This window comes from Corallococcus terminator (genome assembly GCF_003611635.1).
GTDB lineage: Bacteria > Myxococcota > Myxococcia > Myxococcales > Myxococcaceae > Corallococcus > Corallococcus terminator.
This window is the reverse complement of sequence record NZ_RAVZ01000037.1, coordinates 1-15,312: the sequence shown is the minus strand read 5'-3', so window position 1 is coordinate 15,312 and position 15,312 is coordinate 1. Positions and strand designations below refer to the sequence as shown.

Below are 15,312 nucleotides of genomic sequence, written 5' to 3'. Positions count from 1 at the left end.
TGGACTCCGGAACATAAACCGCCTGCGAACAACGAGGAGGTCAGCATGCGTGTTTTTGTGACGGGCGCGACAGGATTCATCGGGACAGCGATTGTGCGTGAGTTGAGGACCGCCGGGCACGAAGTGCTCGGACTGGCGCGCAGCGACGCCTCCGCCGACACCCTGGCGCGGGCGGGCATCCAGGCGCACCGCGGCGAGCTGACGGACACCGCGAGCCTTGTCGCGGGCGCGCGTTCCTGCGACGGCGTCATCCATACGGCCTTCATCCACGACTTCTCCCAGTACGCGGCCGCCGCCGAGACGGACCGGCGGGCGGTGGAGGCGCTGGCCGGCGCGTTGGAGGGTTCGGGCAAACCCTTCATCTCCACCTCGGGAACCGCGATGCTCGTGCCCGGTCGCCTCGGCACGGAAGCAGACGCTCCCTCTGCCGGGAGCGCGGCGGGCCCTCGGGCAGCCACGGAGGCGACGGTGATGGAAGCCGCCCGCCGTGGGGTGCGCGCAAGCGTCGTGCGGCTGCCGCCTTCCGTCCACGGCGCGGGCGACCATGCCTTCGTGCCCGCGCTCATCGACATCGCACGCCGCACGGGCGTCTCCGCCTTCATCGGCGAGGGGGCGAACCGCTGGCCCGCGGTGCACCGGCTGGATGTCGCACGCCTCTTCTGCCTGGCACTCGAGCGCGCAGCTCCCGGAACGCGCCTGCACGGCGTCGCGGAGGAAGGCATTCCGCTGCGCGCTCTCGCCGAAGCCATCGGCGCGGGGCTCGGCGTCCCCGTCCGAGGCATCGCCGAGGATGAGGCGCGCACGCATTTCGACTGGCTGGCGGGCTTCGTCGCCATCGACAATCCCACCTCCAGCACCATCACCCGCGACACGCTGGGATGGAGCCCGCAGGAGCCGGACCTCCGGACCGACATGCGCGACAACGGGTACTTCACGCGGACCGCATAGCTCCGCGAACCCCAAGGCCCTCGTGAGCGAACAGGGCTACCGAGCCTTGCGCGTCCGGGGGCCTGCGCGTGGGGAGGGAGCGCGGCGGGGACTCAATCGCTGCTCAAGCGCCGCCACCAGCAGCTCCAACCCGAAGTTGAACTCCGTCAGGTGATGGCAGGCGGCCAGGTGGGGCGCGGCCCAGGCCACGTGGGGAAACCCCGAGTCCTTGAGGTCGGCGCGGCGCCCCGCCAGTCCTCCGAGGTTCTGGCCGCTGAAGGTCGGACCGGAGGACACCTCGCGCAGGAGCGTCCCGACCAGGAAGGCGAGGACCGAACGCAGGGCATGCACGGCCTCCTCCGGAGGAAAACCCGCCGCGTGCAGAATGGCGAGGGCTGATTCCGTGCCCGCCAGCCCCTGGTTGGATTTGAGCTGACGCGTGAGCACCAGCGGGGCGGCCCGGGGGTGCTGGACCGCCGCGTGACGGAATGCCGCGGCGAGCGCGCGGACATCCTCGCGCCAGTCACCGGTTGGTCCGGGCGGTTCAATGGCTGCCAGGAACAACTCCGCGACACCGTCGAGGACCGCGTCCTTGTTGGCGACGTGGTGGTAGAGGCTCATCGCGTCCACACCGAGCACGGTCGCGAGCTTCCGCATGCTCAGCGCCTCGGTGCCGTCGCGGTCCACCAGGGTCAGGGCCGTCTGGAGGACCTTCTCCCGCGTGAGCCCCGAACCGCCCCTGGGCCGTCCACGCCGGGGCGTGGCCCCCGTCGGCGCGAGGCCCGCACGGGGGGCAGGGTCGGACATGTCGGGTCGCTTCATGAACTTGACAATACCTACAGCGTAGAATTACGTCCAACCCTACAGCGTAGACAAACCTGGGAGGCCTTCGATGCGACCTGGCTGGCGGGAATCCGATGTCACGGACATGCCAATGATTGGCACGCACATCGACACCTTCGACGGCATGGAGCGCGTTCCGGGAGGTCCCGGCGCCAGGCTGCGCTGGGCGAGGACGCGGGCCACGGACTTCCGCGCGGCGTTCGCGTCGACGGGGACGCCCGACAGCGTGGACACCTGTGAGCTGGTCACGCTGCCCTACCCCACGAAGTTCGGACTGTTCCGCGCCAGCACGGCGGTCGCGCCCTTCCTGTCCATCACCAATCGCATGCTGGTCATCCGCTGGCGCGAAAGCGATGGCAGGCAGCGCGTGCTCCTCTTCGAGCCGAGCGATTTCGAGCTCGGCCGCAAGACGCCATACTTCGCGGCGCTCGGCGCGCGCGTCCCCTCGCCGCTCCAGTCACTCGTGCTGAAGGAACACAGCACGGTGCTGGACCATCTGTCGCGGCTGGGAATCGCTCCGGAGGACGTCGACTACCTCCTGTTCGACCATCTGCACACCCAGGACTTGAGGCGCTGGGTGGGGACGACGGCGCCGCAGGAGGACCTGGGCGGCGGTGTGACACCCCGCTTCCCCAACGCCAGGGTCATCGTCCAAAGCGATGAGCTCGCCGCGATGGCGGACCTGCATCCCCTGCAGCAGCCGTGGTACCAGGCCGGGACGTTCAAGGACATCCGGCCCGACGCATTCCTCGCGCTGACAGGTGGGCGCATCCTGGGGCCAGGGGTCGCGGTGATTCCCACGCCGGGTCACGTCTTCGGAAACCAGACGCTCGTCCTGAACACCTCCACCGGCATCTGGGCCAGCAGTGAGAATGCCATCGCGGCGGAGTGCCTGACTCCGGAGCACTCCCGGCTGCCTGGACTCGCTCGGTGGGCGCGCACCTGGCAGCAGGAGGTCATCCTCAACGCCAACTCCCTCGAGAACACGGCGGAGCAGTACAACTCGCTGGTCCTCGAAAAGACGCTGGTCGACCGGTCCCAGGTGGATGAGCGCTTCCTCCAGTTCTTTCCCTCCAGCGAGCTGACCGCCGCCTGGACCCATCCCGGCACGGCCCCCACGTTCAGCCACCGGGCCATTCATCACCGTCGCTGACCGCAGCGCCCCCTCTTCAGGAAGAGACAAACGTGATCACCGAACAGGTACGCCAGGCACGTGAGAAGTTGGTGTTGGACCATTTCCACGACGAGGTGAGGCAGGACTGGGACGACGTCCTGGCGACCTTCCCGCATCCGCACTACGAGCTGATCCCCACCCTGACGGTGCACGACGGCAACAGCGCGGTGCGCGACTACTACCGCGACACCCGCATCGCCTTCCCGGATCAGGACCACGAAATCATCGCGCTGCGGCACAGCGACGACGCCGTCATCGTGGAGTTCTGGCTGAAGGGCACCCACCTGGGCCCGCTGGGAAAGATCCCGCCCACGGGGAACCGGTTCCGGGCGCGAATGACGGGGTACTTCATCTTCGACGCGAACGAGACGCTGGTCTGCGAGCGCGTCTACTTCGACACGCTCAGCATCCTCAAGCAGCTCATCGGGGGGCTGGACATGAAGAACCCGAAGAACTGGTTGCGCGCCGTCCAGTGCATCAAGGGGCTCCTGGCGATGTCCAGCGGCAAGCCAGAGCCCATCCTGACCGAGACCGCGCCCTGGACTCCCACCCAGCAGCCCCGGAGCTGAAGCACCTGCGGCAACGGGGCCAGCCACACCTCGCCGCGGGCCAGGAGGGGGGCTTCGCGGCCCCCCCTCCTTTCCGGGCGTGACTACATGTTGCCCAGGGCCCTGCGCAGGCCGTCCTGGATGACGGACTGCAGATCCTCGGCCGTGAGGTCGGGATTCTTCTTGAGCTGTTCCTTGGCGTAGTTGGACCAGTCGCGGATCTCCCGCGCCGTGGGCTCACGCGGCTTGTCCGTGGGCTGGTTCATGTACAGCTCGAACACCCACTTGAAGGCGTCCTTCACGAACCGCTCGAGCGGGGCCGACTCCGCCGGGCCTCCCACGCCGCGCATGTCGTCGCGCACCGCGTCCTGGATGGCGCTGGAGAGCTGCGAGGGCGTCATGCCCGGGTTGTCCGCCAGCTTCTTGTTGGCGAACTCCTTCCACTTCGTGAGCTCCGCCGGCGTCGCGCCGCGCTCGCCCCCCTGGTAGACCTTGGCCGCCCAGCTCACCGCGTCGTTGATGATCTTGTCCAGGTTGGCGCCGCCCGAACCCGACGACACGCCCGTCACCTCGTCGCGCACCGCGTCCTGGATGGCCGCCTGCAACTGCGCGGACGTCATGTCCGGATTGTCCGCCATCGTCTTGTCCGCGAAGGCCCGCCACTTCTGGAGCTCCGCCGACGTCGCGGAACGCGAGCCCCCCTGGTAGACATTGGAGGACCAGCTCACCGCGTCCTGGATGAACTTGTCGACGTTGACCTTGCCGCTCGCGCCCGCGGACATGCCCGTGGCCTTGTTGCGCACGGCGTCCATGATGGCGGCGGAGAGCTGATCCGGCGTCGTCTCCGGGTTGTCCTTCATCTGCTGATTCGCGAAGGCCGTCCACTCGGCCATCTCCGAGGGCGTCGCGCTGCGCGCCCCGCCCTCGTAGCAGGTGGCCGTCCAACTGACCGCCTCCTCCACGTACTTCTGGATCTTCGCCGGGGTGACCACGCCCCCGCCGTCGCGCCGCTTGCGCAGCTCACCCACCAGGGCTTCGCGGAGGTCCGCCGCCGTGATGTCCGGCTGCTTCTCCCGCAGCTTCGTCGCGAAGGCCAACATCTCCGTTCGCTCCTTGCCGCTGGGGAGCTTCGTGCCCTGGTAGACCTCGTTGAAGGCCTTGTCGAAGCACTCGTTCATCTTCGGGTCGGTCAGAGGCGCCAGCAGGTTGGGCAGGACCTCCCGGGTCGCCACCATCGGCTGGGCCAGCGCCGCGCTCATCGCGGGCGTGGCGACCATCGCCTGCTTCGCGCTCGTCGCCGTCACGGGCTTCGCAGGCGACGCGGAGGAACTCGTGAGTGAACCAAACAGGTTGGCGAGCTGCTGCGCGGAGACGGTCTTCGTCGCCGCCTTGTCATTCGTGGGCTGCTGCTTGGGCGCGGAAACGCCAGGCCTGCCCTCACCGATCTTCCTTCGACATGGTGACCCCCAGGGGCATCAATGCCCGTTAACTGGAATACCCTATAGCCCCTTAAACACCTGATTGTGCCCACGATAGAATTGATGGCTGACCCTTCGCCAAGTCACCAACGATCGCCTTCGGATCCCGAGGGTTTACGGGCCGACGCGGTGCGCAGTGCGGGGCGTCCAGTACAGCGCAGGCGCGCCTCCTGGCTGCCTGGTCACCAGGCGCGGAAGGGGCCGCAAGGGCACATGTTACGGTGCTCCCGAGGCTCCCCGACCATGTGGCTGCGCACCTCCCTGAAGGCACTCGGCACGGTGGGCGCCTTCTTCGGCGTGTTCCTGGGCTACCTCGCGGTGCGACTCCATGAGTCGGAGAAGGTCTACCTGGCGCGCCCGACGGTGACGGGGCGGATGCTCGCGATCTCCGTGGGGACCGGGCCTGGCGGCGGCAGGAGTACCTCACGCTCGGCGCAGGCGTATTGGCAGGTGAAGCCCCGTTACGCCTACGAAGTGGAGGGCCAGCCCTACATTGGCGAGCGCCTGTCCAACGCGCCCCGGTTGGAGAGCGCGCACGTGAACGACGAACCCAGTCAGGAGCTGAAGCAATACCTGGCGCGCTACCCGGTGGGCAGTCCCGTGCAGGTGCACTACAACCCGCGCTCCCCCGAGGACAGCCTGCTGGAAGTGGAGGTCGGCGGAGCGGCCGGCTTCACGCTGGCCTCCACGGTGGCGTTCGTTTCCGCGGTGCTGGGCTGGGGTGGCCTGCTGGTGCTGTTCCTGAGCTCCCGGCGCCGCGCCGCCGTGTCCGGCTCTCACGGGGGATGAGACGGCCCCCGTGAGGGGGCGCCCAGGCCGAGGACCGGCGGCAGGGGCGCCCACGCGTCTTGCCTGGGAACGACGAAGCCTTGCGCTGTCCACCCGCCACTTGCGCGAGGGGGGCCGTTCCTAGCTTCAGGAGAGACACCCCAACGGAGACACGACCATGTTTCATCCAAGAGGGCACCACCGGCATTCCCTGCACTGCATCCTTCCGCCCTACCTCCTGAGGTCGGTCGCGCAGAATGGCACCGGTCCCCAGCGCGCTGCGGCCCTGCACACCGCCGCCGTGGACAGCACGTTCCGGAGCCTGCGCTTCGCCTCGACCCAGACGGCCCAGCGGGCCCCATCCCGGATCATCTCGGGAATGATGGCCGAGTCGCAGTGCCACCGCTCCATCTACGACCTGCAAGGGCAGGAGACCTTCCCCGGCACGCTGGCGCGCAGCGAGGGACAGGGCGCCACCGGCGATGTCGCCGTCGACGAGGCCTACGATGGATTGGGCGCCACGTATGACCTGCTCTGGGAGGTCTACGGACGCAATTCCATTGACGACAGTGGCATGCGGCTCAACGCCCACGTCCATTACGGCACGAACTACGACAACGCCTTCTGGGACGGCCAGCGCATGGTCTTCGGGGACGGAGGTGGGGACCTCTTCAACCGCTTCACCATCGCCATCGACATCATCGGGCACGAGCTCGCGCACGGCATGACGGAGGACGAAGGCCCGCTGGTGTACTTCCGCCAGGCGGGAGCCCTCAACGAGTCCATGTCCGACGTCTTCGGCTCGCTCGTGAAGCAGAAATTCCTCAACCAGACGGCGGACAAGGCCGACTGGCTCATTGGCGCGGGACTCCTGGCCGACGGGGTCCAGGGCAAGGCGCTGCGCTCCATGAAGGCCCCGGGGACCGCCTACGACGACCCGGTGCTGGGCAAGGACCCACAGCCCGGCCACATGCGCGACTTCGTCAGGACCTGGGAGGACAACGGCGGCGTGCACATCAACTCCGGCATTCCCAACCGGGCCTTCTTCCTGCTGGCCACGCAGTTGGGGGGCTACGCCTGGGAGAAGGCCGGCCACATCTGGTACGAGGCGCTGCGCGACACGCGCCTGCGGCCCGACTGCGGCTTCGCCCGCTTCGCGCGCGTCACGTTGATGGCCGCCGCCCGGCTCTACGGCGAAGGCGGGGCCGAGGACACCGCGGTCCGCGACGCCTGGAACCAGGTGGGCATCCCGGTCACCCGCGAGAAGGTCTCCGTGGCCTTCATCCCGCCGCAGCAGGGCGTCCCGGCCTCGAAGCCGTCGCGCCGCCCCAATGCCTGAAACCACGGGGCGCCCCGTCGGGCGTCCGGGAGCGTGAGATGCGCATCGAGCTCAAGCGGGAGGGAGGGGTCGCCTTCATTCCAGGCCTCAACAGACCCCGTCTGTTCAACCTGGCGGACCTGCCTCCCGCGCAGGCGGAGGCCATCACCCGGAGCGTCCAGGCCGCCTCCTTCTTCGAGCGGCCCGCCCGCGTGGGCACCGCTTCGAAGGGGGCGGCGGATCAAACCCGCTACACGCTCACCATCGAGGAGGGGGGACGCCGCCACTCCGTCCAGTTGCTTGAGCCCGTGGAGGACGCCTCCCTGCGCGCCCTCCTGGACCTGCTCAAGCAGGTGGAGCGCACGGCGGCCCGTGCGCCCCCGAACACCGTCAATCGCTAGGCACGGATGCGCACGATGCGACGCGTGGCGACGCACACCACGCGCCCCTCCAGGGCCTGGAGGCCGTGCTGCCGGCAGAACTCATCGTAGGCCGAGGGCCGCTCGCTCTCGAAGGTGAAGAGCGCCCGTGGGAGCGGCACGTCCGCCAGCTCCGCCGACGGCGTGAGGTCCAGCACGCCGAGCGTCTTCACGACCAGTTCCTCCAGCCCGTCCATGCCCTCGACGGGAGCACGTGAGAGCACATACGAGAGGGCCCCCACGGTCTGCGTGGGCGCCACGGGACGGATGTTGTCCGCGGCGAGCAGTTCCTCCCAGAGGACCTCGTGCAGGTCCCTCGCGGCCGCGGCCAGCGTCATGGACACGACGAGCCCACCGCTCACCACCACGCCCCTGCCGTGTCCCAAATCGAAGCGGTGGTGGTCCAGGTGGATGGGATGGGTCACCAGGAGCTGGGTCGAAAGCGCGAGGTTGGCGGTGATGCCGAGCGGCCTCGCGAAGCCGTGCAGCAGCAGCGCTCCCGCATCGAAGGACGGCATGGCGCCCACCTCCGCGCGCGGCAGCACGTCCTGGGCCCGTTGCGTGAGCGTCGTCCGGAACGCCTGGGCTCGCGAACGCTCCTCCTCCTCCATCCGTGCGGCTGCGGGCGAGGGTTCGAAGGACTCCGGCTGGCGGTGGTAGAGTTCGCGCTTGTCGAGCGTGAAGACGGGAACCTCGTCGCCCACGCGAATGAGCCGACGGTGGGTCGTCACGACGGCGCGCTTCCCGTCGCCCGTGTTGCGCACCCGCCGGACCTGGATCTCCTGGCGGTAAGTGTCCCCCACCCGCAGCGGCGCGTGCTGGCGCGCGTTGCGGAAACCCAGGTGGTAGATGGCGCCGTGGGTGCTCGACATGCAGCACGCCAGGTAGAGGCCCATCATGAAGGGCAGCGGCAGGGTGCCGGGCGCGGTGAGCCCGAGCCGGGCCGCGAAGGGGGCGCTCGTCACGATGCGGTCGTGTGAGTAGAAGCACTGGACCCAGAGATCGCGCATCCCGGCGGTCGCCGTCATCTCGTAGGGGTTGGGCAGGAGGTCGTCGAGCGTCGGCGGGCGTTCGAGCGCGTGTGAGACCCGGCGTCCCACCACGACCTGATTTTCATCCGCGACCGGGTCCAGGGGTGGCGCGAGCGCGAGCATCCGGTGCGCCGCCTTCAGGTGGGGCGGGCCAATGAGCTGTCCCTCCACGATGGCCATTCCCTCGTTCACCGAGGAGGGCCCCGGAGCCTCACTGGCCCCTGGCGCGGCGAGTCCTGGCACCTTGCGCGTCAGCGTGGACAGCGTGCCTTGTCTTTGAGCCTGCGTCACCCGACGGGCCCAGGCCAGTTCGGCGGCCGGTGGCGTCATGCAACGGTTCACGGTCTCGAGCTGATCCGAGTGCAGGCAGCACTTGCCCGTGAAGCCATGCAGGCGCCCCTCGCGGGCGTGCGCCTCCAGCCCGATGCGGTCCCCCACGTGCGTGTAGGGCGTGTCGAAGGGTTCAATGCCCGCCGCCCGGGCCGCCATGACGACCTGGCTCCGGGGATGGCTGAGCGTGAGCTCCGCGTGCGCGGTCGCGCCGGTGAACCGGAAGAGGTCCCCATGCCCGAGCATCACGCCCAGGTTGCGCCCGCCGCCCGCGAGCGCCATCCGCCGCGCCTCCAGGACGGCCGCGGGGGTCTCCAGCAGCGGCAGGAAGCGGGTGTGTCCCCGAGGCAGGCCCCGGGCGAGCTCCAGCGCGGCCACGCGCTCGTGCAGCGCATCCAGTTCCTCCGGCCCGTGGGTCATCGTCGGCATCAGCGCCGTCAGGCCGGGCAGCCCCACGCACGCCTCCAGGTCGGCGGCATGCAATTCAGGGAGGTCCGCTTCGTTGATCCGGACGACCACGGGACGTCCGTCGAAGAGCCCTCCCCTCAGTGCTTCGATGACGCCAGCACGCGCGGCGGCCTTGGCGGCCAGCGGCACGGCGTCCTGCAGGTCCAGGACGAAGCAATCCGCGGACAACCGCGCGGCGCGGGTGAACGCGAATTGGGGAATGAACAACAGACTTCGCCAGCCCGAAGGCGGGCGCGGAAGACGAGACACTTCTTTCATGGGGAAATCCTCTGGGAGCCAGTCACCCGCTAGATTGAGGGAGCGACTCCCGATTGGATCTCCGCCATGTCATCACCGCGCTGCACACTTGAATTGTTACGCGCTCGAAGTCACGAATGACCGCCACGCTTGAATATCAAGAATGTGATTGTCTTCATTGTGTCGCGGTCGCCCCTCCCGGGTCGTGATGGACGGACGGAGTTGGAGACATGAACGCTCGGATTTCCGACACCACCTGGGCTGAAGTGTCCTCGAAGAAGAAATGATTCGCCTCGGGCAACTCCACGGTCCTGTGACGCGGGAAGGTCCGCTGGAATCGTTCGAGGTCGGCCCGGGGAAAGCCCTGGTCCTGGAGCGCCCAGAGCAGCAGCGCCTTCTTGTCCGCCAGACGCGGGAGGCCGGCTTCGACCTCCGCGAAGTACTCCGCGTCGCCGGTGATCCTCCCCGGATAGAACGCCGCGATGCCACGGCGATCCAGGGAATGGAACGGGCGCAGATAGGTGTCGAGGACGTCGGGAGGCAGCTCGCGGACCACGCCGTTCTGGAGGCCGAACGCGGCGAAGCCGTTGAAGTTCACCTGCACGAACTCGCCCACCGGTCCACCCGCGATGACCGAGAAGATGCCGCGAGGCTCACGCGTGTTCGTGGGCCATGCCCACGTGCTTCCGAGGATGACCTGCCGCACCCTTTCGGGATGTCGCCCCGCGAGGCCGAGCCCCACGGGACCGCCCCAGTCCTGCATGACCAGGGTCACGTCACGCAAGTGAAGGCGCTCCATGAACTCCTCCACGACCCGACTCTGCTCGCGCGGGGTGAAACCAAATCCGGCGGGTGCCTCCGACAGACCGAAGCCGGGGTAGTCGAGCGCGATACAACGATACGAACCCCGAAGCCCCCGGATGAGCTCCCTCCACTGGAACGACCAGGCCGGATTGCCGTGCAGGAAGAGCAGCGTCTCGCCCTCCCCTTCATCCACATAGTGGACCCGGGCGCCGCTCGGCAGCGTGATGAACCGGGAGTCGGCGTCGAACAGCTCGCGTGGGATGTCGAAGGCAAGCCCTCCCGCGCCGCGTGGCACGCCCCGTTCGCTTGAGAGCGCCAGAGCCACACCGAGAAGTTCGAGCGCGCCGAAGACGATGAGCACGGCGGTTCCGACGCGCGAGCGGCGGGGCCGCGCAGCGAAGCGCGGGATGAGCAGGGCCAGCGCGACAGCGACACCCAACACGGCCGGAAGGGCCGCCGCGACGAGGCCGGGAGGTCCCTCCGCCGCCATCACCACCAGCACCACCGACGCCAGTCCCACCAGCGCCGCCGCCAGCGTGGCGCGCGGTCGCGAGGAACGTCCCAGGAGCGCCCGGTACAGGAAGGCCGCTGCGACCGCGACGAGGACGCACGCGGGTGTCACGACCGCGTAGCGAAGCACCGGGAAGAAGCCGATGCCCCGGACGTGCGGCGCGGCATGGGTGGCAAGCGTGGCGAGCAAGACGACGCAGACCGAAGCGGCCCACCCGGCCCGGATCAGGGCGAGCGCCCCCGGTGCCTGCGTCCTGGAAACGTCCGTGGTTTGAACGAGGGTCATGCCCCATGGATAGCCCCGCGAGCCCGGACGCCCCATGTGCGAACCTCCGCTTTTCTGGTTCAATCGTCCGGCCGGGAGGGATGAATGGACGTTCTGACGGATTCGCTCCGCAGCCTTGAATTGAAGACCGAGGTGTATGGCCGGCTGGAGCTGAGCGCCCCCTGGGGACTCAAGCTCGATCTGGGACACCCGGGCTTCTTCCACGCGGTGTCGCGCGGAAGCTGCTGGCTGGAGGTCGAAGGTCAGCGCATCGCCCTGGCCACGGGCGACTGGGTCTTCATCCTGGGCAACGCACCGCACCTGCTCCGGGACTCACCCCGGACGCGCACGCAGCCCCTGCCTGGAATCTACGAGGCCCAGGGCGCCCGGTGCGGCGGCGTCCTGCGGCACGGAGGAGACGGGCCGCGGACGACCCTCATCTCCTTCAGCTTCGGGTTCGCGGGGACATGGCTCGACCGGCTCCTCGCGGGCCTGCCCCGCGTGCTGCACATCAAGGCGGATGGCATGGGCTCCACGCGGTGGGTGGAATCCATCATCCAGTTGGTCGCATCGGAGATGGAGGCGGGACGCCCCGGACACGAAATCGTCGCCACCCGGCTGGCCGACGTGCTGTTCATCCACGCCCTGCGCGCGCACGTCGAAGCATTCCCCGCAGAGAAGGGGGGATGGCTCCGGGCCCTGGAGGATCCTCAACTGGGCAGGGTCCTCCAGCAATTGCATGAACGGCCCCGACATCCCTGGACGGTGGAGTCCATGGCGAAGCTCGCCAGCATGTCGCGCTCGACGTTCGCGGAGCGTTTCCAGAAGGTCATCGGCGAGAGCCCGCTGACGTACCTCACGGGCTGGCGGATGCACACCGCCAGCCGGTTGATGGCGAACCCCGACGCATCCCTGACGACCATCGCGGAAGCGGTCGGATATGAAACGGACAGCGCCTTCGGAAAGGCCTTCAAACGCCACGTCGGCAAGACGCCCGGCGAATACCGCCGCCAGCTCCGTCCCCCGCCGGGCGGGCCTCAATAGACGTAGCGGACCTTCTTCGCCCACTCCGTCTTGCCGTAGTGCTTGTGGAGGTAGGAGAAGGCCTTCCGGGCTTCGGGGGTGTTCTGACCGCAGCCGTTCTTGCTCGCGCGCACCGCGCGGAAGAGGGCGATGGGAGAGCGCGGGTCCTTGGGGTGCGCCTGGGCCCAGGCGAGCGCCACGCGCGAGTGGAAGGCCACCGCACCGCCCGCTTCGGTCAGGGCCTTCCATTCCGCCGCGGCGGCCGCCCGCTCCTCGGGAGTTTCGAAAGAGAACGGCGGAGTGACAGGAACCTCCTTTTGCACCGCGCACCACCCGTTGGCGCCGCGCCGGATGTCCTCGGTCAGGTCGTACGTCGGGGACGTGGTGATGTCGCGCCCATACGTCAGTCGCGCGGACACCGCGGGCAGTCCCATCAGGAGGAAGCGCGCGTCGAAGAGCCGCTCCTCGGGCGTGGGCCGTCCGACGATGGCCAGGAGCTCCGCGCGGGCCAGGGGTTCTGTCCCCGCCAGCGAGGTCGCCACCGCCTGGAGCGTTTCGTCATCACCCACGACGCAGGCCAGGCCGAAGGCGTTCCACGCCAGCCGCCGACGCAGCGCGGAGTCCTGGGGAACCGTTTCGCTCCAGGCCTTCAGCTTTCGCGCCGTGAGCCGGGACTCGAGGCGCCACGCGTTCTCCGACAGCCCCACGATCACGGGACCGGTCGGCTGGGGATATTCCACTGTGGTGGTCTGGAGCACCTCCTCCCAGTTCTGGGCCAGGTCGAAGCGCTCCATGCGCAGGAGGGCGCTCAAGTAGGGCATCTCCCCCGCGGGAGGCCGCGGAATCGCGTCGAGCCGGGCACGCGCCGCCGGGAGGTCCCCTCGCTCACGCAGCAGGTGCACGGAGTGGTACGCGAGGGTCAGGCCCGCCGATGAGGCCAGCGGCACCTTCTCCGCGTCCGCCAGCAACTGCGGCAGTCCCGGCGAATCCGCGCGGGACAGCATCAGCGCCGCGACGAGCCAGGGCAGGTGCGCGGTCTTCCTCCAGTGGGCCACGGCGGCGGCCTGGAGCGGAGCCCGGGTGTTCTCCTCGGTCCCGAAGGACTTCATCGACTGGAACCACTCGACGAGTTCGGCCGCGGGCGGCGGGAGCGCGGAACAGGTACTCCCATCCAGGGACTCGTTCGGAAGGTCGCCCAACTGCGCGCTCAACCCGGACCCCGTTCCCGGTTCGAGCACCCGGGTCAGCAGCTCGCAGTTCCAGGCCTGCGCATCCAGACGGGTGCGCACGAGGCTCTGGAGGCGGCGGGCGGGCCCATGGACCTCGCGCAGTTTCGGATCCGCGAGCACCTTCGCGATGGCTTGGTCCGCCAGGGCGAAGCGCTCACGGTCGGCGTCCGTCACCTTCCGCTCGTAGGACGATGACTCGGGGTGCTGCTCGAACAGCGCACGGCGCACGGCGGTGCGCGCCACAAGGTAGGCGCCCAGGGCGCGGTAGGGCGAGTCGGACGCGTCCGCGATGGCCTGGAAGGCGGCAGCCGCCGCGTCGAAGTTGTTGCAGTAGAAGAGCGAGGCCGCCTCCTGGTAGGCACGCTCGGACTGGCGCCGCTTCTTTTCGCGGGGCTTCAGTCCCATCTCGATTCCCGGAGTCGACTCCATCAGGGAGCCGCATTCGCCGAAGACGACGTCCTGGTTGCGGACCCACTCCTCCAGCAGCGCCGGACGCGACTTCCACTCCTTCGCGAGCACCCGGGCGGTGCTCGCGGCCCGGACGAAGGCATCCGCGTGGATGCGGGAGATCTCCGCGTAGTTATTCTCCAGGACGAACTGCAACCGGGCTGCCTCCCGCTGGGGAACGACCTCGCTCCGGGCGGCGGTCCACTGCTGGCTTCCCCACTCCGCGACCTGGTGGGGGGCGCCCTGGATGACATTCCTCCAGCCTTCCACCACGTGCTTCTGTTCGTCGGGGGTGGTGGGAATGCCCATCATCGTGCGCCAGGAGTAGACGAGGTACCTGGTGCGGAGGCTTCCCCGCAGCAATCCCAGTCGCCCGGCGGCGAAGGCCTCATGGGAGACGTCGGGATGCGCCGTGTCGTCGTAGCTGGATTCGTCGCCGCCGCCACACGCCACCGCGACGGCGGAGGGCAGGAGGACCGCGAGGCCGACGAGACCCACGAATGCTGACTTCATGATTGCGTCTCCGCCACGGCTCGCGCGAACGCGGACTGCGTCCACGGGTGGGGGTTGAAGAGGTAGAGGGTCGAAACACCGGGAGGCACGGCCTGCCACTCATCCATCGCCAGGCCCATGCTGCCCGCGCACGGAGGGGGCAGCCCGCGCGCGAAACGGGCCCGCCAGATGGGAGCCTCCGCGCCCAGGCGGAAGAGCTGCGGCACCACTTCGTCCACCGGCGCGCGGGTGATCCAGCTTCCTGGCGCGCACCATGACGCCAGCCCGGTGATGGACAGGGGCATGCCCGAAGGAAGGCGCCCGCGCAGGTCCTGGAGCAGCGAGACGTAGGCGTCGTGTTCCGACGCGCGCACGTCGAAGTCGAGCTGGAGCGACGTGACATCCGGACGCCGCACCAGGGCCGCCAGGCGTTCGGACAGCGCGCGCAGGCGCTCGGGACTGAAGCGCGCGAGCGAGGCCCCCGGGAGCATCTGGAGGCGCACGGTGGCCTTCAGCGGGATGCCCGGCGGGAGCCGGAGCGGCTGCCGGCGGGGGTGCGCGTGCACGTCCGTGTCGGTGAGGTCGAGCGTCGTCAGCAGGAAGGCCACGTCCACGGGCCGTCCGGCGAGGAAGCGGAGGTCTTCTGGCCGCTCCCAGGCCCAGAGGACCAGCCGGGGCGGTGGGGCCGCTTCAGGCGGGGACAGCGGCACGCACAGGAGCGCGAGGAAGGCCGCGGCCAGCAGGCCACGTCGTGGCGCCGGGGACACGCTGTGGATGGGAGGTTCGGAGGTCATCGCGGCTGGGGTGCCTCACCCGGGAGGCATGCCCGGGCTTCGCGGTGACATTTAGCAATCCCCACGCCACCGGCCCATGCACCGGGAGCGTCTGTCCACGGGGTGCTGGTGACCCTTCCGGGTTCCGTCAGGTTCGACGCAACCGGGCTGGCAAGGAGGCTCCCCCTGGGGCTTCGCGGGCATCAGCCCCCGCGGCGCCCCCGAGCT

13 protein-coding genes are annotated in these 15,312 nt (G+C 69.1%); 7 read left to right on the top strand and 6 right to left on the bottom strand.

What is annotated here, in order from left to right; genetic code table 11:
* The first annotated feature begins 45 nt into the window (after positions 1–45).
* Entirely contained in the window at positions 46–948 is a 903-nt protein-coding gene (locus D7V88_RS08180; protein WP_120540046.1) for an SDR family oxidoreductase, read from the top strand.
* Between the two features lie 36 nt (positions 949–984).
* Here the strand turns inward: D7V88_RS08180 and D7V88_RS08175 are convergent, their stop codons facing one another.
* Positions 985–1,734, bottom strand: a complete 750-nt coding sequence (locus D7V88_RS08175; protein WP_120540045.1) for a TetR/AcrR family transcriptional regulator C-terminal domain-containing protein — start codon at positions 1,732–1,734, stop codon at positions 985–987.
* Between the two features lie 85 nt (positions 1,735–1,819).
* Here D7V88_RS08175 and D7V88_RS08170 point away from each other — a divergent pair, with 85 nt between their 5' ends.
* Positions 1,820–2,923 (top strand): MBL fold metallo-hydrolase, encoded by a 1,104-nt coding sequence (locus tag D7V88_RS08170; protein ID WP_120540044.1) that lies wholly within the window; start codon positions 1,820–1,822, stop codon positions 2,921–2,923.
* 32 nt (positions 2,924–2,955) lie between these two features.
* A complete protein-coding gene (locus D7V88_RS08165) occupies positions 2,956–3,513 on the top strand; it encodes an ester cyclase (RefSeq protein WP_120540043.1) in 558 nt (185 codons plus the stop codon).
* Positions 3,514–3,596: 83 nt separating this feature from the next.
* On the opposite strand, the gene D7V88_RS08160 is transcribed toward D7V88_RS08165, so the two are convergent.
* Entirely contained in the window at positions 3,597–4,796 is a 1,200-nt protein-coding gene (locus tag D7V88_RS08160) for a hypothetical protein (RefSeq protein ID WP_120540042.1), read from the bottom strand.
* 417 nt (positions 4,797–5,213) lie between these two features.
* Here D7V88_RS08160 and D7V88_RS08155 point away from each other — a divergent pair, with 417 nt between their 5' ends.
* The 3 genes from D7V88_RS08155 to D7V88_RS08145 all read left to right on the top strand — a co-directional run bounded on the left by D7V88_RS08155 (position 5,214) and on the right by D7V88_RS08145 (position 7,457).
* Complete coding sequence (locus tag D7V88_RS08155) at positions 5,214–5,759, top strand: DUF3592 domain-containing protein (RefSeq protein ID WP_158625035.1); 546 nt, start codon at positions 5,214–5,216, stop codon at positions 5,757–5,759.
* A 157-nt stretch (positions 5,760–5,916) separates the two neighbouring features.
* Entirely contained in the window at positions 5,917–7,077 is a 1,161-nt protein-coding gene (locus D7V88_RS08150; RefSeq protein WP_120540040.1) for a M4 family metallopeptidase, read from the top strand.
* A 38-nt stretch (positions 7,078–7,115) separates the two neighbouring features.
* Positions 7,116–7,457: a protealysin inhibitor emfourin gene (locus D7V88_RS08145; protein WP_120540039.1), complete on the top strand. Its 342-nt coding sequence runs from the start codon at positions 7,116–7,118 to the stop codon at positions 7,455–7,457.
* On the opposite strand, the gene D7V88_RS08140 is transcribed toward D7V88_RS08145, so the two are convergent.
* A complete protein-coding gene (locus D7V88_RS08140; protein WP_158625034.1) occupies positions 7,454–9,511 on the bottom strand; it encodes an aldolase/citrate lyase family protein in 2,058 nt (685 codons plus the stop codon). The two genes, D7V88_RS08145 and D7V88_RS08140, sit on opposite strands and share 4 nt — an antisense overlap.
* Before the next feature lie 205 nt (positions 9,512–9,716).
* Positions 9,717–11,141, bottom strand: coding sequence for an alpha/beta fold hydrolase (locus tag D7V88_RS08135; protein ID WP_158625033.1), 1,425 nt, complete (start codon positions 11,139–11,141; stop codon positions 9,717–9,719).
* Positions 11,142–11,225: 84 nt separating this feature from the next.
* On the opposite strand from D7V88_RS08135, the gene D7V88_RS08130 reads away from it, so the two are divergent.
* Entirely contained in the window at positions 11,226–12,164 is a 939-nt protein-coding gene (locus D7V88_RS08130) for an AraC family transcriptional regulator (protein WP_120540036.1), read from the top strand.
* Here the strand turns inward: D7V88_RS08130 and D7V88_RS08125 are convergent.
* Positions 12,158–14,332: a hypothetical protein gene (locus D7V88_RS08125; RefSeq protein ID WP_120540035.1), complete on the bottom strand. Its 2,175-nt coding sequence runs from the start codon at positions 14,330–14,332 to the stop codon at positions 12,158–12,160. The genes D7V88_RS08130 and D7V88_RS08125 overlap by 7 nt on opposite strands.
* Positions 14,329–15,105, bottom strand: coding sequence for a hypothetical protein (locus D7V88_RS08120; protein WP_120540034.1), 777 nt, complete (start codon positions 15,103–15,105; stop codon positions 14,329–14,331). The genes D7V88_RS08125 and D7V88_RS08120 overlap by 4 nt, the downstream gene beginning before the upstream one ends.
* Between the last annotated feature and the right edge of the window lie 207 nt (positions 15,106–15,312).